Origin of the sequence: Campylobacter gracilis, from assembly GCF_018374135.1 — a bacterium.
Taxonomy (GTDB): Bacteria; Campylobacterota; Campylobacteria; order Campylobacterales; family Campylobacteraceae; genus Campylobacter_B; species Campylobacter_B gracilis_A.
Map to the genome: position 1 here is coordinate 1 of NZ_JAHAFS010000021.1, position 18,332 is coordinate 18,332.

At 48.3% G+C, this 18,332-nt stretch carries 15 protein-coding genes and 3 tRNA genes; 15 read left to right on the plus strand and 3 right to left on the minus strand.

The annotated features are described in order from the left end of the window. From KH703_RS09115 to msrB, 9 genes are all read left to right on the plus strand, one after another. Nucleotides 1–658 (plus strand): glycosyltransferase (locus tag KH703_RS09115; protein ID WP_304295550.1); only part of this gene is annotated, 658 nt, incomplete at its 5' end. Then, complete coding sequence (locus KH703_RS09120) at nucleotides 655–1,446, plus strand: polysaccharide deacetylase family protein (protein ID WP_304295551.1); 792 nt, start codon at nucleotides 655–657, stop codon at nucleotides 1,444–1,446. The genes KH703_RS09115 and KH703_RS09120, both read left to right, overlap by 4 nt. Continuing rightward, nucleotides 1,443–2,168, plus strand: coding sequence for a glycosyltransferase family 2 protein (locus KH703_RS09125; RefSeq protein WP_304295552.1), 726 nt, complete (start codon nucleotides 1,443–1,445; stop codon nucleotides 2,166–2,168). Before KH703_RS09120 ends, KH703_RS09125 begins: the two co-directional genes overlap by 4 nt. 94 nt (nucleotides 2,169–2,262) lie before the next feature. Then, complete coding sequence (purL, locus tag KH703_RS09130; RefSeq protein ID WP_304295553.1) at nucleotides 2,263–4,458, plus strand: phosphoribosylformylglycinamidine synthase subunit PurL; 2,196 nt, start codon at nucleotides 2,263–2,265, stop codon at nucleotides 4,456–4,458. A gap of 3 nt (nucleotides 4,459–4,461) precedes the next feature. Then, nucleotides 4,462–5,418, plus strand: a complete 957-nt coding sequence (locus tag KH703_RS09135; protein WP_304295554.1) for a molecular chaperone DjiA — start codon at nucleotides 4,462–4,464, stop codon at nucleotides 5,416–5,418. Nucleotides 5,419–5,871: 453 nt separating this feature from the next. Further along, nucleotides 5,872–6,903: a hypothetical protein gene (locus KH703_RS09140; RefSeq protein ID WP_304295555.1), complete on the plus strand. Its 1,032-nt coding sequence runs from the start codon at nucleotides 5,872–5,874 to the stop codon at nucleotides 6,901–6,903. Nucleotides 6,904–7,376: 473 nt separating this feature from the next. After that, complete coding sequence (locus KH703_RS09145; protein ID WP_304295556.1) at nucleotides 7,377–7,967, plus strand: hypothetical protein; 591 nt, start codon at nucleotides 7,377–7,379, stop codon at nucleotides 7,965–7,967. A 16-nt stretch (nucleotides 7,968–7,983) separates the two neighbouring features. After that, nucleotides 7,984–9,522: a bifunctional phosphoribosylaminoimidazolecarboxamide formyltransferase/IMP cyclohydrolase gene (purH, locus tag KH703_RS09150; protein WP_304295557.1), complete on the plus strand. Its 1,539-nt coding sequence runs from the start codon at nucleotides 7,984–7,986 to the stop codon at nucleotides 9,520–9,522. A gap of 1,399 nt (nucleotides 9,523–10,921) precedes the next feature. Beyond that, complete coding sequence (gene msrB, locus KH703_RS09155; RefSeq protein ID WP_304295558.1) at nucleotides 10,922–11,998, plus strand: peptide-methionine (R)-S-oxide reductase MsrB; 1,077 nt, start codon at nucleotides 10,922–10,924, stop codon at nucleotides 11,996–11,998. Between the two features lie 247 nt (nucleotides 11,999–12,245). Here msrB and KH703_RS09160 read toward each other — a convergent pair whose 3' ends face one another. Both KH703_RS09160 and KH703_RS09165 read right to left on the minus strand, forming a co-directional pair. Continuing rightward, complete coding sequence (locus KH703_RS09160; protein ID WP_304295559.1) at nucleotides 12,246–12,806, minus strand: hypothetical protein; 561 nt, start codon at nucleotides 12,804–12,806, stop codon at nucleotides 12,246–12,248. 15 nt (nucleotides 12,807–12,821) lie between these two features. After that, nucleotides 12,822–13,445, minus strand: a complete 624-nt coding sequence (locus tag KH703_RS09165; RefSeq protein WP_304295560.1) for a hypothetical protein — start codon at nucleotides 13,443–13,445, stop codon at nucleotides 12,822–12,824. Nucleotides 13,446–13,823: 378 nt separating this feature from the next. On the opposite strand from KH703_RS09165, the gene KH703_RS09170 reads away from it, so the two are divergent. The 6 genes from KH703_RS09170 (at nucleotide 13,824) to KH703_RS09195 (ending at nucleotide 17,300) form a co-directional block, all read left to right on the plus strand. Beyond that, a tRNA-Arg gene (locus KH703_RS09170) sits at nucleotides 13,824–13,900 on the plus strand. Between the two features lie 52 nt (nucleotides 13,901–13,952). Next, a complete protein-coding gene (locus KH703_RS09175; RefSeq protein WP_304295561.1) occupies nucleotides 13,953–14,945 on the plus strand; it encodes an agmatine deiminase family protein in 993 nt (330 codons plus the stop codon). Between the two features lie 20 nt (nucleotides 14,946–14,965). Then, complete coding sequence (locus tag KH703_RS09180) at nucleotides 14,966–16,156, plus strand: carbon-nitrogen hydrolase (protein WP_304295562.1); 1,191 nt, start codon at nucleotides 14,966–14,968, stop codon at nucleotides 16,154–16,156. Nucleotides 16,157–16,428: 272 nt separating this feature from the next. Beyond that, nucleotides 16,429–16,935 (plus strand): type II secretion system protein, encoded by a 507-nt coding sequence (locus KH703_RS09185; protein ID WP_304295563.1) that lies wholly within the window; start codon nucleotides 16,429–16,431, stop codon nucleotides 16,933–16,935. 178 nt (nucleotides 16,936–17,113) lie between these two features. Further along, a tRNA-Gln gene (locus KH703_RS09190) sits at nucleotides 17,114–17,188 on the plus strand. 37 nt (nucleotides 17,189–17,225) lie between these two features. After that, a tRNA-Met gene (locus KH703_RS09195) sits at nucleotides 17,226–17,300 on the plus strand. A 72-nt stretch (nucleotides 17,301–17,372) separates the two neighbouring features. On the opposite strand, the gene KH703_RS09200 is transcribed toward KH703_RS09195, so the two are convergent. After that, the gene (locus KH703_RS09200) at nucleotides 17,373–18,218 is read right to left on the minus strand and encodes a tyrosine-type recombinase/integrase (protein ID WP_304295564.1); all 846 of its coding nucleotides are present in this window, start codon (nucleotides 18,216–18,218) and stop codon (nucleotides 17,373–17,375) included. Nucleotides 18,219–18,332: the final 114 nt, after the last annotated feature.

Consider the following 18,332-nt stretch of genomic DNA (forward strand, 5'->3'; position numbering starts at 1 on the left):
CGTGATCTACATAGCGCGTGATTATAAAGAGGACGTGAGGTATAAATTTGCGCTTTTGCTGCGCGATTTTTGCGAAAAAGAGAGGCTTAGGCTTAAAATTTTTGCAAGCCTCGGCGCGCCTGCCGTATTCGGAGATAAATTTCATCGCGAGATCGCGGCTGCGAAGATTGCGATAAATTTTAATCGTGACGACGAGCTTGAGTGTGTGCGCGCTCATAAATTGCTCGGCGCGAGCGACCGCATGGCGCAGTTTTTGGGCTGTGGCGTCTGCACTTTTAGCCCCAAGATCGCTGGGTTTGAGCGGCTTTACGAGGATGGCTCGGAGATAGTTTATTTCGATGATCCTGCGGATTGCTTTTCAAAGATCAAACACCTTCTTTCTAGCGGCGAATACGCGCGCATCGCGCGGCGCGGCAGAGCTAAGACGCTAAAGATTGCAAACGCCGCCCGAGTGGCGAAATTTATGCTTGAGACGATCTTTGAAGAGAGCTTCGGCGCAGATGCCTGCGGTGAAATTTCTGATGAAAAATGCAGCGAGGGCGGCGGCGAACGTCACGACGCACCAAGCGGAAAAGATAAAAACGATCGGGGTGATTTTTACAGCGAGCCTTACGAGTGGCGCGAGTTCGTCTATAAAAACGGAGAGAAATTCAGATGATTTATTTTGTAGCTTTTCTGATCTTTGCCGCCGCAGCGGGCGTTTCGCTGCGGTATAACTGGTGGCGGATCCCGCAGGGCTGGCATAAGGCGCGGGTGCTGATGTATCATAGCGTAGAGGAGCATAAGGGCGATAAATTCGATAAATGGCGGCTGAAGCCTGCGGATTTTGAAAAACAGATCGCGTGGCTTGCGAAAAACGGCTTTAGCAGCTTTAAGCTTAGCGAGCTTATCGCGCTAGAGCGGCTGCCTAAAAAGGCGGTTTGCATCACATTCGACGACGGGTTTGAAAATAATTTTACTAGCGCCTTTGAAATTTTGAAAAAATACGATTTCAAAGCAAGCATATTTTTGGTGCCGGACGCCGCGCAAAACGACTGGGAGCGCGCCAACACCGCCCATCTTGCGCGGATGCTAAGCGAGGAGCAAATTTTAAAAATGCAAGCAAGCGGGCTGGTGGAATTCGGCGCGCATACGATGCACCACGTAAATTTAGACCTTACCTACGCGAGCGATCCCAAGCTTGCTGCAGATGAGATCATCGCGTCCAAGGCTCGCGTAGCACGTATTTGCGGGCAGCCTTGCGAGGTGTTTGCCTACCCGTACGGTAAATTTAACGATGAAATTTTAAATATCGCCAGATCAAATTTCAAAGGCGCGGTGGTCGTCAAGCGCGGACTTTACGAAGCGGGCGACGACAAATACGCCGTAAAGCGTATCGGCATTTTGGGCACGGAGGGGTTTTTTGATTTTTGGCTGAAATTTACGAGGATAAGGAACAAACTATGATTAAAGCGTCCGTTTATGCGATAGTGATGAATGAGGAGCGCCACATCGAGCGTATGCTGCGTAGCGTGGCGGATTTTGCCGAGATCATAATCGTCGATAGCGGCAGCACCGATGCCACGCTGCAAATCGCGCGTAAATTTACCGATAAAATTTACCATCACGATTGGCAGGGCGAGGGGGTGCAGAAAAACTACGCGTTTTCGCTATGTAGCAACGAATGGGTGCTCAATCTCGACGGCGATGAGGAGGTAAGTCCTGAGCTAAAATGCGAGATAGAGGAGTTTATGAGCCGCAGCGATTACTCGGCGCTGGATATTAAATTTCATGAATACTCGCTCGGGCGCAGATGCTCCGATCTCGTGCGCAAAAACACTCACATCCGCTTCTTTCGCAAGGAGTGCGGCGAGTATAAAAATATGGGGGTGCACGCGCAAATTTCGATCGTAAAGGGCGCGGTGAAAAAGAGCAAATTCTGCATTAATCACTTTAGCGAAAAGCCGATCGCCGAGCTTGTTATGAAAAACAACAACTACTCTACGCTGCGCGCGCAAGGGGATTTTGAGAAGGGCAAGAAGCCGAGCCTTGCGAAGCTTTTGCTGATCTATCCGTTTGCGTTTTTTAAATCGTACATTTTGCGCAGATCGCTTTTTGACGGGCGCAAGGGATTTATCACGGCAAACATTAACGCATTTTACGCGTTTTTAAAAGAGGAAAAACTTTAAGAGAAGTATTTTAAAAAGGGCGAAGATTAATCGAAATGATAGAAAATTTTAGCTATCATTGGGACCTAAATTTAATGGCGAAAAGGGCGAAAAAATGGACAAAAAAGTAGTAGCGGCACATAAAATTTCAGACGAAGAATATGAAAAAATTTTAAAAATTTTAGGTCGCGAGCCGAATCTGCTCGAGCTTGGGATTTTTAGCGCGATGTGGAGCGAGCATTGCAGCTATAAATCGAGTAAAAAATACTTAAGTGGCTTTCCGACCAAGGCGCCTTGGGTTATCCAAGGCCCCGGCGAAAACGCAGGCGTCATCGACATCGGCGGCGGCATGGCTGCGGTTTTTAAGATGGAAAGCCACAATCACCCTAGCTACATAGAGCCGTTTCAAGGCGCTGCGACAGGCGTGGGCGGGATACTGCGCGATATCTTTACGATGGGCGCGCGCGTCGAAGCCAATATGAACTCGCTTCGCTTCGGCGAGGTGCGAGGAAAAAGCGAAAATGCGCGCAAGCAGCGCTATCTGCTAAAAGGAGCAGTCGCAGGCATCGCGCACTACGGCAACTGCATGGGCATCCCTACGATAGGCGGCGAGACGACGTTCGACGCTAGCTTTGACGGCAACATTTTAGTTAATGCCTTTGCTCTGGGTATCGTTAAAAAGGATGAAATTTTCTACGGCAGAGCTGAAGGCGTGGGCAATAGCGTGATCTACGTGGGCTCCAAAACCGGTCGCGACGGCCTCGGAGGAGCCGTGATGGCGAGCGATAGCTTTAATGACGCAAACAAATCTCTGCGCCCGACCGTGCAGGTGGGCGATCCGTTCGCCGAAAAGCTGCTGATGGAGGCGTGCTTGGAGCTTTTTAAAACCGATTACGTCGTGGGTATTCAGGATATGGGTGCTGCGGGGCTTACTTCAAGCAGCTTTGAGATGGCGGGGCGCAGCGGCAGCGGAATGAGGTTAAATTTGGACCTTGTGCCGATGCGCGAGGAGGGGATGAGCCCGTATGAGCTGATGTTAAGCGAGAGCCAGGAGCGCATGCTGATCTGCGCCAAAAAGGGCTGCGAGGAGAAAATCAAAGAAATTTTTGCCAAATGGGATCTTGACGCCGCCGTAATCGGCGAGGTAACGGATAGCGGCAAGATGGAGCTTTTTTGGCATGGCGAGCTGGCGGGCGTTATCCCGATCGAGCCTCTTAGCGAGGCAGCGCCCGTGCTGGATCGCCCGATAAAAGAGCCTGCATATATGGCGCAGATCGCGCGGCAAAATTTGTGCGGCTGCGGCGCAAGCGAGCGCGAGCTGGACGCGGCGTTTGATAAAATTTTTCAGGACCCCGAAGTACTAAATAAATCCTACATCTACGATCAATACGACGCTAACGTAGGGCTAAACTCCGCCAAGCGCCCCGGTATGCTGGGTGCTGCGGTGATGCGAGTTAAGCAAAACGACGTAAAGCTCGCGATGGCTGCGGACTGCAACACGCGGATGAATTACGTCCATCCTCGCATAGGCGCGGCGCTCGCGGTAGCGTCGGCGGGGCGAAAGGTCGCTATGAGCGGCGCGACGCCTCTAGCCATCACCGACTGCCTAAACTACGGCAATCCGCAAAATCCCGAGGTCATGTGGCAGTTCGCGCAGGGCTGCGAGGGGATCAAGCAGGCTTGCGCCGCGCTAAATACCCCGGTCATCAGCGGCAACGTAAGCCTTTATAACGAAACGGGCGGCGTTAGCATTCAGCCCACTCCCGCGATCGTGTGCGTGGGCACAAACGAGGGCGAGATCATCCCTAGCGATTTTTGCGCTAGCGGCGTGAGCGTCTATCTGGTAGGCGATACGAAGGGCGTTTTTGCGGGCTCGCTTTATATGAAAGCGGTGGAAAATCGCGTCGCAGGCAGCCTGCCTGAGTTAAATTTAAAGGCCGAGCGCGCTCTGTGGGACTTCGTGATAGAAGCCGGCAAAAGCGGGATTTTGGAATTTGCAAATTCCGTAGGTATCGGCGGCGTGGCGATCACGCTAGCTAAAATGGCGTGCGTAGGCGGCGTAGGCGGCGAGTTTGAGATGAGCTGCGACGACGGCAGAGATATTTTCGACGAGAGCTTTTCGCGCGCGATTTTCGGCGTACGCGACGAGGCGAAATTTAAAGAGCTGGCCGCAAAATACGGACTAAGCTTGATGCGTCTAGGCACCAGCGGCGGCGAAGTTTTTCGCATAAATTCCGTCCGTAAAAATCTAAAGGTGCTAAAAGAAATTTACTTCGGCGAGTTTGCTAAGATCGTAAAGAGCGAAGACTAGCGCGTGCTTAGCATCATATTTCTTTTAATCGCGCTGTATATTTTCGCGCAGATCGGTGGGGCTCTCGGCAACTCCGGCTATCGCGGCAAGGCGCAAATGCAGCTAGGAGAGGCTAAAATTTTAGTAGCGCTTCTAGCCAAGGTCGCCAAAAGCGACGGGCACGTAAGCGAGTCCGAAGCCGCGATGATAAGCGAAATTTTAGATGATTTGGTGCGCCAAATGGGCGCCGGCGAACGCGAACGCGAGGCGCTGAAGCTAGTTTATAAGCTCGAGAAAGAAAGCCTCGCAAACGTGCGCGAGCTCGCCGAAAAATATAACCAAACCTACCGCCCGAGCCCGAGCCGCAAAACGGGGCTAATCTATTTCTTTTTAAATTTAGCCTACGTCGATCGCGGTTTTAGCGCGGCAGAGCGGCGCACAATCTCGCAGATTTGCGACGGATTGGGCATTGCGGAGCATATTCAAAGCCAGATATTCGCGACCTTTGAGCGCAGTTTTTACGGAACCTATTACGAAAACGGCGGCGCGCAAAGCGATACGGCTTACGACGAATACGACGGCTATAGCACAAGAAGCGGCGGGTATTGGGACAAATACGGCGGCAGAAGCACGGGCGGCTACGGAAGCAGTAGTTACGGCGGCGGCACCGGCTACGGATATAGCGGCACGGCGGGCTCGGGATATGGAGGCTCGCAAAGTTCGAGCGGTTACGGCGGGTATTCGAGTGGCTCGCAAGGCTCCGCCAAAACCAAAAGAGATCCGTATGAAATTTTGGGACTCTCCAAGGACGCTACGTTTAGCGAGATCAAGAAAAAATACCGCGAGCTCGTGAAAAAATACCATCCCGACATCCTGATGGGCAAAGGCGCGGACGAGGAGATCATCCAGGAGGGCACGAAGAAGCTTCAGGAGATCAACGAGGCGTATAAAATTTTAAAGGAGCGCTTCGGCGAAAAGTAGGGCGAAATTTTAAAATTTGAGGGCGCAAAACGCATTGAAATTTTGAGATAGGGCTTGCGATACGGTGGCAAGGTGCGGCGAAGGAATTTTAAGGCGCGATATCGCAATATGCGCGGCGTGCGAAAATTTCAGGTCGCGCAAGAGCGCCGAGCTTGCTTGCCGAAATTTATGTCGCGAGAGATTGGCTGCAGCGCTGCAGCGAAATTTCAAAACACGCGGCACAGTTAAATTCGCATCTAAATTTTAAAATTCCAAGCTTGCGAGATCGGCAGAGCGCTTAACGTAGCCCTGTTGCGCATCGTGCAGGCAGTCTAGCATATGGCACGAGAATTTAGCGCAAGATAAAGGCGGCAAGTATGCGCGAGCATTGAAATTTTAATATGCGATAGCGTTAAGGCTGCTTATTATTTATGAAATAAAATTTTAAAACCAAACCAACACGAAAGGAAAAACATGGGATTTTTATCCAAAGACGAAGAGCCGCAGAAGCAGGGCGCCAAAAAGGCGGCGAAGCAACCGCCGATCTTGATGAAGCAAACGCAAGAGGTGATCACCAATATCGAGAAATATCTGGGCGCGCCGCTGCTTACCTATTTTAATTCGGGCGCGGGCAGCGTTTGCGGTAACGACGCGATCAGTATCAACGACCACCTAAAGGGCAAGCATTTCGAAAAGCTCTACCTTTATATCAAGTCTGACGGCGGCAGCGGTATCGCCTCGCTTAAGATCGTCTCGATCCTGCGTAATCACTGCGACGAGCTGATCGCTCTAGTGCCGGCAAACTGCGCTTCGGCGGCTACGATGATGGCGCTTGGAGCGAATAAAATTTTAATGGGGCCGCTAGGATACCTAACGTCGGTCGATACTTCGCTGCGCCACGAGCTTTCGCCGGTTACGAACACCAACGATCAAGCCAACGTTTCGATGGACGAGCTAAGTCGCGTGGTGAAGCTTTGGAAAAATAACGAGCGCCCGAACGACGAGAACCCGTACAAGGAGCTTTACAAATATATCCATCCGCTCGTTTTCGGCGCCGTCGATCGCGCAAGCAGCTTGTCGCTTAAAATTTGCCGCGAAATTCTGCGCTACCACTTCGACGATGAGCAAAAGATCGCCTTTATCAGCGACAAGCTAAACAGCGGCTATCCGTCGCACGACTATCCGATCTTATTCAGAGAGGCTAACGAGCTTGGGCTTCAGGTCGAGAAGATGGATACGCGCCTAAGCGAGATGCTTCAAATTTTAAACGAGCTCTACGCCGAGATGGGGCAGCGCACCTTCACCGACTTTGACGAGAACAACTACCACGACAACAACATCGCCAATATCATCGAAATTTTGGGATGTCAGATCTACTATCAGATCGACAAGGACTGGTTTTACCGCGAGGAGGAGAAGCGCTGGATCGTGCTAAACGACGAGAGCTCGTGGCGCAAAAACGAGATCGACGGCAAAAATATCAAAAACAGCATCTATTATATTTAGTGCGGTTTTTGGGTCTCGTGTCGATTTAAATTTGTAGCTTGTAAAATTTAAATCGGCGCATAAAATTTAAACGAGCAGCAGCGCAAGGTGCGATTGATGATGACATAGCCGCGCTTATGGACGAGCTGGAAAATAGGATGTGCAAGTAAATTTAAAATTTTAAAAAGCGGCAAAATCAAGTGCAACCTGGCTTGGCGATAAAAGCTGCGCTGTGAAATTTTAAATTTAGCCGGTTCGCGCCGATCTTTTCGGCTAAGCTTACGCTGCGGTTTAAATTTACGTTTTGCGTCGCGGCTTTTAAATTTAGCTTTTTGCAAGCGGCGCAAAATTTTAAAATTTACGTCCGCGCGGGCAACGCGGCGGCATTTGAGAAGTAAAATTAAAATTTGCGCGCGGTAAATTTAGTAAATTTGGCTTTGCCGACCCTGCTTCATAAATTTGGCAAAATTTTAAAATTTAAAGGATTTTTTGCGATGAAATTTTTTATCTCGTCTCTGTTTTTGGCTCTGTCGCTGCTCGGCTGCGCGGGCAAAAACTCGCTCGCAACCGATAAAACCTACGTTCTTTCGGACGAGCTTAGGGGTACGAAATACGCTCTTTACGGCGGAAATCTCTACGAAAACGGCACGATTTTGGGCCCTTACGAAACGCGAGGCGATGCGAAGCTTGCGATTTTAGGCGGTAGCGGCGCAAATTTAGACAAAAATGCAAAGCTCATAAAACTATATTTTTTCGAGCGCAGATACGGTGCGATCTACGCCGCAAGCCACGAAAACGGGGTCTGCGCCGAGTACAATAAGGGAAATTTCGTAGATTTTCAAATTTTATTTAATATTTTTCAAAGCAAAGAGTGGTTTAATTATAGCGGCGGCATTTCTCCGGGCGGCGAGAGGCTAAAAGAGCTGAGTTCGGCGCGTATGGCGAAATTTAACGGCGAAAAGCTCGGCGCAGCAGATGAAAAGACGAGGCGCGAGTATCAAAAGGCTCGCCGTGAGGCGATTTTGTATTTTCAGCTTAATGCAAACGACATGCGCGAGCTGATTTTTAAAAAATTATGCGAATAAATTAAAAGGAGAAAAGATGAGAGCGTTAATCAGCGTCAGCGATAAGAAGGGCGTCGTAGAGTTCGCCAAAGGGCTGCAGAGGCTCGGATTTGAAATTTTAAGCACGGGCGGCACGCATAAACTGCTTTTGCAAAATGGCGTGAAAGCAGCGGAAGTGAGCCATTACACGGGCTCGCCCGAGATGTTTGAGGGGCGGGTTAAGACCCTGCATCCAAAGATCCACGGCGGAATTTTATATAAGCGAAGCGACGCAAATCACGTAAGCCAAGCCGCACAGCACGGCATCGGCGGCATCGATCTAGTATGCGTGAACCTTTATCCTTTTAAAGCTACCGTAGCCCGTACCGACGATTTTTCAGAGATCATCGAAAATATCGACATCGGCGGACCTGCGATGGTTCGAAGCGCGGCTAAGAATTTCGCGAGCGTCTATGTCGTTACTAACCCGCTTGATTACGACGCGGTTTTGCAAAATTTAAGCGGCGCGGACGAGAGCGAGAAGCTGAAATTTAGGCAAAATTTAATGATAAAAGCTTTTGATCATACCGCAGCCTATGACGCAATGATCGCAAACTATATGAACGAGCGCTTTAACGGCGGCTTCGGCGCGAAAAAATTTATTACGGGCAGCAAGGTATTCGACACCCGCTACGGCGAAAATCCGCACCAAAAGGGCGCGCTGTACGAGTTCGAGGATTTTTTTAGCAACCATTTTAAGAGCCTAAAGGGCGAGGCGAGCTTTAATAATATGACCGATATGCACGGCGCGCTGATGCTCGCTAGTAGCTTTGGGGAGGCGCCTGCGGTAGCGATCTGCAAGCACGCCAATCCATGCGGCTTTGCCGTGAAATCTAGCCTGCTTGAAAGCTACGTAGAGGCGCTAAAATGCGACCCGGTCTCGGCATACGGCGGCGTCGTGGCGATAAACGGCGTTTTGGACGAGGAGCTAGCGAATAAAATCAACGAAATTTTTGTCGAGGTTATCCTCGCCGCTCGCGTTACGCCCGCGGCGCTTGCGGTATTTGAAAAGAAAAAGCGCATCAAAATTTTCGAGCAGGGCGGGGAGTTTTTGATTCGCGAAAACGACAAGTATGATTTTAAATTTATTGACGGCGGCTTCGTATATCAGCAGCGCGACTACGTGGGCGCGGACGAGGTCGCAAACGCCCGCTGCGTCACCAAGCGCGCGGCTAGCGAGAGTGAACTGGATGACCTAAAAATAGCGTGGCAGATCGCCGCTCTTACGAAGAGCAACTGCGTGGTTTACGTCAAAAATCGCGCGATGGTCGCGATCGGCATGGGTATGACGAGCCGCGTGGACGCCGCACGCGCGGCAGTGGCGAAGGCGCTCGACGTGGGCGTCGATCTGCGCGGCTGCGCGCTTGCAAGCGAGGCGTTTTTCCCGTTTAAAGACAGCATCGAGATCGCCCATGCTGCGGGCGTCGCGGCGGTAGTGCAGCCAGGCGGCAGCATCCGCGATAACGAGGTGATCGCAAGCGCCGATGAGTTTGGCATGGCGATGTATTTTACCGGCGTGCGCCACTTTTTGCACTAAAATTTGCTTGCCTGCGGCGCGGGCGGATTTATTGTGATAGCTTCGTAACTTTTTATGCCGTTGCGAATCTTGAAAACCGCGCCGGAGCGGATCTCGTTGCTCGCTGCGTAGCGGGCGCGGAGCGGATCTAATACACGGTGCTTTGTTGTGTGCCAATGCGGTGCGGATCCGGCTGCCTCCGCTACAAAGCCGTGCGCGATGTAAATTTGGCTGCGCTCCGCTACGCGGTGGAGGCAGTGCGAATCCGACTGTTCGCGCTTCATTATACTACTATGCGGCGCGGGTTTTTGGCTATGCGACATACTGCTTTGTGTAGGTGCGGCGTAATCTAAATTTAAATCATCCGCCGCCCCTGAATGGTCGCGAAATTTTATCTAGCGGTCGCGGCGCGTAAATTTTAAATTTAATCGCGCACGCAGCGGATGGGTTCGCGCCTCGTCGCCGTACAACGACGCACAAATTTTATCTCGCGGCGCGAAAATTTCATGGCGCCTATTTTGCGTTGAAATTTCAGCGCCGTTTCGCAGCAGATACGGAGCGGAGTATAAATTTTTAAGGCGGCGCCTCGTCGCGGTCGGCGCGCTCGTAGATAAATTTTAATCGCGCGACAAGCGGATGGACACCCCGTGCCGCAACCTAAGCGGTGCGTAGATAAAATTTTAAATGCGGCAAAGCAGCGGGCGCAGTGCAAAGCTTCCGTTCCGCGAGCAATCCGTGCCCTCGCAAAATGGCGCCTGCGGTAGAATTCGGCCGCGTCGTAAAACTCGCAAAGGCGCTAAATCAGGCTCAGATTGCGGTCGCGCGGCGGTAAAATTTTGATCCCCACGACGGTAGCAAAATCTAGCCGCGAGGCGCGACAATAAAATTTCGCGCCGCAATAGGGCGTATCGAAATCTCTAAAATCCCCACGTAAGCCGCGACAAATGGATAAATTTCACGTGAGCCGTAGCGCAGGCGAATGGACGGCGCAAGGGTCTCGCTCGTAAAAGGGACAAATTTCATCGTAGCGCAGGGGCGATGAAATTCTAACCCTGCAGCGGTAGCAAAATTTTAATTTTTGCCGCGGCGATCAAATCCAACCGCTTGCCGCGCTAGCGAAATCCGCCCCCCCCGCTGAAGCGGTAAAATTTCAGCCCTCGTTATAGCATAGAATTTTAACCGCTTGCGAGGAGGTAAAATTCCGATGCTGCAGCGCGCCGCGAGGATAAGATAAAATTTTGATCTTGCGCCGCCGCAACGATAAAATTCTAATTCTGCGGCGACGGCGAGCCGAAAGCCCCGATCCTGCGGCGATAAAATTTAGGTACCGATCCGCCGTAAGCGATAAAATTTCTCTCTTTCACTCTCGCTTCATTTAGAGATTGTAAAATTGCGCAAAATTCAAAACGAAAGGATCAAAATGAAAATTTCTAAAGTTTTAATCTGCCTCTTTGCTTTGGCGGCGGGTTATTTAGTCGCGCTCAATGCCGCAGGCGGCGGCAGCAGCGCCGGTGCGGCGGACGCAAATTTTAGAGTTAAAGGAGGCGGCGTGAACGCAAACGTAAAAGAAATTTATCTAGCAGGCGGCTGCTTCTGGGGCATGGAGGCGTATTACAAACAGCTCGACGGCATAGTCGCGACGCAGGTGGGCTACGCCAACGGCAAGAGCGATAAAGCAAGCTACGAAGGCTTACATAGCAGCGATCATGCCGAGACGCTACACTTAAAATACGACGCAAATATCATCAGCGAACCTGAAATTTTGGCGCATTATTTCCGCATCATCGATCCGTTCTCGATCGACAAGCAGGGTAACGACCGCGGTCGCCAATACCGCACGGGCATCTACTACACCGATGAGGCGACCGGCGAGACGGCGCGTAAATTCGTAGCGTTTAAACAGAGCAAATACGACGAAAAAATCGCAGTCGAGGTTATGCCGCTTAAAAACTACGTCAAGGCGGAGGATTATCATCAAGACTATCTAGATAAAAACCCGGGCGGCTACTGCCACATCGATCTGCGCCTCGCTAAAAAGCCGCTTTACGACGACAAAGCCTTCAAAGCGCAGAGCAAAGAGGAGCTTAAAAGAACTCTGAGCGACCTGCAATACAGCGTCACGCAGGAAAAAGATACCGAGCGACCGTTTTCGAGCGAATACGACAAGCACTATAAAAAGGGCATCTATGTCGACATCGTGTCGAAAAAACCGCTCTTTTCCTCTACCGATAAATACAACTCCGGCACCGGCTGGCCGAGCTTTTCAAAGCCGATAACGACCGATGCGATCGCGTATGAGAGGGACGACAGCCACGGTATGCAGCGCGTCGAGGTCTCCAGCCGCGTAGGAGGCAGCCATTTAGGACACGTCTTTGAGGACGGACCGAGAGATAAGGGCGGTATGAGATACTGCATCAACGGCGCTAGCTTGGAATTTATACCGCTTGAGGAGATGGACGCGCGCGGCTACGGCGAGTATAAAATTTACGTAGAGTAACGCGGGCTAGGGCTTTGGCTCGGCGATCGGTTCGGCGGTCAGTCGTTTTGTAACTCGGGGGCGCGCTCCTCTAGTTTGCGGCTACTGCTTTTGGCGGTCGGTTGGCAGAACGATCGACTACGAATGTTGCGGCGATCAGGGCGCTAAATTTACACCTTGACGCTGCGATGGTGAGCCCGTAGCGGCGTGATCTTTAGGATCGTGCCATTTTTTATCTGCTCTTTTAAATTTAAGTCGTGGCGCCGCTTTACCGCTTTGCTTCATCAAACAGATACTTTCTCATCATCTCATTAACTTCCGATATAAGCTTTACGGTACCTTCATAATAATGAGGATGATACCCTGCTTCCTCGTACGTTAATAGTCCTTTTTCTTCCATATACGATTCGTATTGTATATATTCGCTTATGTCGTCACCGAGCGTAGATGCCGCCTTTTCTAGAATTTTGTCAAATTCATCGCCCTCAAAAACATAGCCGTGTTCTGCTCGATATTGTGCTGTATCTTTTCTAAGTTCTTCCAGGTCCTTCCGTGAATATATATTTTCATAAAAGAGCACTTCACAATTTGAAGGATTATGTTTTTGATATATTTCGTTAAACTTTTTTACCGCCGCCGCCCTTAATTCAAAAAGTATCTCTGTCTTTTTTAACTTACTTTTTTCTCGTTCGACTATCCTTAAATTATATAAAGCACATATATTTACTAGAACGGATATAATTAACAAGAGGTCTTTCAACTCTATTGTTTCTCCTTTTGTATAAATTTCGCTAACGGCGGCGTCTTGTGGGCTATTTAAATATAGCAAAAGCTAGCCGTTTGCCTATTGAAATTCTAATTTCGTAGGATTGCACTCTTTGTCGGCTTTGCAATCTTGCAATTTTTTGATGATTTTATTGAAATGTTCTTTATCATACGCTAGATCTCGCGTCATTGTCATATATTTTATTACCTCGTTTATATCTAAAGAGTAATAAAAATGGGTTATTGCACAGAGCAAACAAGAATCCCCTATCTTACCTACCTCGCAAGCTCTTATTAATCGCTTTAATCCAGTTTCGATCTTATTTGTTTTAACTAAAATTTCTCCGGACAAGCTGCATGCTAATAAATTTTCAATTTGATCTTTTTCAAAGCAACGCTTATCCGCGATACTTAATAAGCTCTGACAAGCGCTATATCTCCCATCGCCGAAACCGCACTCCTTTATAAGTCGCGAAATTTCTAGTGAATAAATTTTGTCACAATCATCGTAAATATGGGAAGTAACACAGCGACCGACCGCATTCGCATATTCTCTCGCGGATAGCTTCAAAAACCCGTCGCTTAAAATTTTAATTCCCGCAGAATTTTGCCCTTGCGCCTCGCTCGGCTCCGTATCTTGCATCGCAAAAGCAGCCCCGCTAAAACCGAGCCACAGTGTAAACGCCAAAAAGACTTTTTTCATTTTATCTCCCTCGTTCATTTTATTGCTTGCTTATGATACCTAAAAAGCGATAAATTTTATTTATTTTGCGTGGTGTGAGATAGTAAAATTTTTAGGATATTTTAAATTTGACTTGCGGAATTTTAAGTAAGCTAAATTTTAAATTCTAAGATGCAAGCAGAATCCTTAAGTAAGTTAAATTTCAGCGCGATACACGATAAATTTGAGCAGGCTAAAATTCTTGCACGTTGGAATTTAAACGAAAAACTGGATGTCGCGATAAGGCAAACGCAAAAATGCGAAAAATGCGAAGCAAAATTTATCGCATGTCGAAATTTAAATCGCCTTTTGGTTAAATTTAAGCTAAAAACGCTATAATCTCGTTTTCTTTTATTTCGTGCGCTCGTAGCTCAGCTGGATAGAGCATTTGATTGCGGTTCAAAAGGTCGGGGATTCGAATTCCTCCGGGCGCACCATCTACAAATATTTTTTCGCTATAATCCGTGAAATTTTAATCTTGGAGCAAAAATGAGAGCATTCGCCGAATGGGAAGAGCAAGAGGCGCTTTTGGTGTCTTTGCCGCACGCGGACACCGACTGGGCGCCGTATTTGGGCGAGATACGGGCGGCTTATCGCGACTTTATCGCCGCTGCAGCGAGGTTTGAGCCGGTCGTCGCGATCGCGCCGAGCCGCGAGGATTTTGAGCAAATTTGCGGCGGCTTAGCAAACGCGAGCTTCGCGCAAATCGATACCGACGATACGTGGATCCGCGATTACGGCGCGATCGACGTAGAGGAGGGCGGCAAAATCACGGGGCTAAATTTTCGTTTCAACGCCTGGGGCGGCAAGTTTGCAAGCGCCAAGGACGACGCGTTAAATTCCAAGCTTTACGCCGCGAACGCCCACCCGCTGCGAGACGTAGATCTGATCTTAGAAGGCGGCAGCGTCGATTTTGACGGCGCGGGCACGATGCTAACTACCAGCGCGTGTTTGCTAAACGAAAATCGCAACCCACTAAGCAAGGCTGAGCTGGACGCGCGGCTGCGTGAAATTTTCGGGCTAAAAAAGATAATCTGGCTGGGGCACGGTTTCATAAAAGGCGATGATACCGACAGCCACGTTGATACCCTGGCGCGCTTTCTAAGTCCGCGCACTGTGGCTATTTCGTCGTGCGACGATCCGAGCGATCTGCACTATGCGGAGCTTAGCGCGATGAAAGATGAAATTTCATCGCTCGGATACGACGTGATCGAACTGCCGATCCCGCGCGCGATCTTTTATCAGGGGCGCAGACTGCCCGCGACTTACGCAAATTTCGTCTTTTTAAACGGCGCGCTCATCGTGCCTACCTACGCAGACCCCGCAGATCCGCACGATCCGAACCGCGTTGCGGACGAGCTGGCGCTCTCGCGTCTGCGAACAGCGTGCGCGGATCGCAAAGTAGTGGGGGTGAACGCGCGCGTTTTCATCCGCCAAAACGGCTCGCTGCACTGCTCGTGCATGAATAAATTCAGGCTTTAAATTTAGATCGAAGGAAAAATATGAAAATTTTAAAAGTTGGGCTGATTTCGCATAAATTTGAAGGAACTAAAGCGTGTACGATAGCGCGCAGTATCGAGCTCATCGCGCGCGCAGCGGCAAAGGGCGCGCAGTTAATCGTTTTGCAAGAGCTTCATCAGATGCATTATTTTTGCCAGCGCGAAAATACCGAAAATTTCGACTATGCGCAGGATTTCGAGCGCGATTTGCGGCTGTGGAGCGAGGTAGCGAAGAGATTTGGCGTGGTGTTGGTAAGCTCGCTTTTTGAGCGCCGCGCCGCGGGGCTGTATCACAACACCGCCGTGGTCTTCGAGCGCGACGGCACGATCGCCGGCAAGTATCGCAAGATGCATATCCCCGACGATCCGAAGTTTTACGAAAAATTTTATTTCACGCCGGGTGATCTGGGCTTTGAGCCCATAGATACGAGCGTGGGACGGCTCGGTGTGCTCGTGTGCTGGGATCAGTGGTATCCCGAGGCGGCGCGCGCGATGGCGCTACGCGGTGCCGAGCTGCTCATATATCCGACCGCGATCGGGTGGTTCGACGGCGACGGCGAGGACGAAAAGGCGCGCCAGCTGGGGGCCTGGGTTGCGGTACAGCGCGGGCATGCGGTGGCAAACTCCCTGCCCGTAATCGCCGTAAATCGCGTGGGCTTTGAGAGCGCCGCGCTGAGCGAAGTCTCGCCGGATGAAATTTTATCTGGGGGAAATAAAATTTTGCCAGCAAGCGACGGCGGAGCAGTCAGTGATAAAGTTTTACGCTCTGCGGATACGGGCGGTGAGAGTAAAATTTTGAGCGAGGGCGGAATTTTATCTTTTAATAACGAGGCGCTAACGAATAGCGGCAAAATGGCGATCGGCGGCGAAATTTTGCCCGCGAAAAATGAGGCTGCGCGAGAGAATTTAAAGATTTCAATAGAGATCAAATTTAACGGCGAAACTTTAGAGGTGCTACCGAATAAACAGCGCGTAGACCAGCTTGCCAGCGAAGAGGGGATTAGGTTTTGGGGCAATAGCTTTATTTTCGGCGCACAGGGCGAGCAGCTGTTTCGCGCAAATAGCACCGACGAGCTATGTGAAGTCGTAACCATCGATATGCAAAGATGCGAAAACGTGCGCCGCTGGTGGCCGTTTCTGCGAGATAGACGCGTGGAGGAGTATGGAATTCTTACGAAGAGATACGGGCTGTAGCATCCTGTATCTCAAATTATATGGTTTATCGGACGCGCACAGAATGAAAGCAAATAATTTTTATGGTATCAATGTGCAGAGGCGCCACTACAATACATTAATAGACCAAATGGGTTTAAAATTTGGATTTTGAAATGCCATCAAAATCGGACTTTGTAAATAAATTGTAAAAAATTTGCCAAAAACTATTGACAATTTTTAAATTTTTCTCTATAATTCCGTCAAGTTTCGCATATAGGTATGCGGAATGAATTTTATTTAAGGAGTAAACCATGAAAAAAGGTTTTACTATGATCGAGTTGATCTTCGTTATCGTTATTTTAGGTATTTTGGCAGCTGTTGCTATTCCAAGACTTGCAGCTACTCGTGATGATGCTGAGGTTTCTAAAGCGGCTACAAATCTTACAACTATTGCATCAGATATCGGTTCTTATTATACAGGTCAAGGAAGACTTGCACCTAATATTACTGATATGACTAATGTTCAAATAGCAGGAACTGGTTTGACCGGTACTTTAACTGTAGCCGGTGAGAACTGCTTCACACTCACTTTAACTCCTGCTGTTACTACTGTAGGTGCACAGATGCCTGCTCGTTTACAAATAGCAAATGTTGCAAATCCTACAAGAAATGCTTGCATAGCTGCTCAAGCTAATCCATCTATTACAAGAATGGTTAATGCTACATTCAGCTATTCGACAATTGATGCTCAAGGCGTAGCTACATCGCACGATGATGGTGTAGGTATAGCTATCAGCGGTACTGGCGTAGTATTCTAATCTATAAAATTAAGTTAGAGTGTTTTTGGGTTCGGTAAAGCCGAACCCTTTTTTATTTTATATTTTATCTATTGTACTATTTTTAATTTTTCTTCTTTGGTTTATTTTTATAGATTAGTTCCTATTTTTATCTTGACTTTTTATTGAAATTTATGTATAATTAAATTTTATTTTACATTGGGGTATAGCCAAGTGGCAAGGCAATTGGTTTTGGTCCAATCATTCGGAGGTTCGAATCCTCCTACCCCATCCATTTGGCGAATTTAAAAATTTATTCGCACTTCTTGTATCGCAGAGTAGAGCAGTGGTAGCTCGTCGGGCTCATAACCCGAAGGTCGGTGGTTCAAATCCACCCTCTGCAACCAAACACTCTACATAAGAGCATTTGATAAAATCTTAAAGTATTCTTATTTTTCCAAAACAAAAATCATTAAATTTTAGATAGTGTTTTTCGATTGTTTTATATTTGCAGTAATATATTTTTGCGTAGTAATGATATTCGTATGACTGAGAGTAAAACTCACTTGCTCGATCGGCAGCTTAAGATGATTAATACAATACGTGCCAATAAGATGCCTTATATCGTGAAGCCTAATCTTAGGTAAATTGTTTCGCTTTAGCAAAGAATTCCAACTTCTACGTAAATCAACAAATTTTGACCCAGTAGCAGGATTGACAAAGATGTAGCCATTTAGTTGATTATTCTGTTTTGCGGATATATAGCGCTTCAGTAACCTTTTATAAAGCTTATCGCTCATAGAATAAATCATATCGCGCTTAGCTTTATTTATTTGAAAATATATGACGTAAGTTTTAGTTTTTAAATTTACGTCGCTCCAACGTAAGCTTAAAACCTCATTTTTACGCCTGCCGTGGAGTAGAAAAAAGAGTATATCGGCGCTATCAGTCTCATTCTCGCAGACGGCTTTTATAAATTGCCTTTGGATAGATAGCGGATAATCAAAGTATCGCTTATTGTCAAATTTAGGCAACTCGACGAAGTCACAAGGATTTTTAGCTATAAGCTCAAGCTTTTGAGTAAATTTAAAGATTACGTGCAGCTTTGCAAGGATATTTTTAACGGTCTTAATTTTATAATCAGCCTTGATTAAACCATTACAGAGCCTTTGAATATCTAAAAAGCTTATATCACTTACATCTTTTTCGCCCAAGCTTGAAGCTATATGCTTCTTGTAGGTTGATATATCACTTTCTAAAGTGTGCTTACGAAGTATCAGCTCGTAAAATTCTACATAATCGTTAAAAAGCTCATTAAGCAACATCTTAAAGCCTTTTAGAATGGATACGGCATAACGCCATTATTGGAATACTTAAATTCCAATTCTCTAATATCCTCTAAAGCATGCTCAGTAAAATGTCTGATATGATTTTTATAT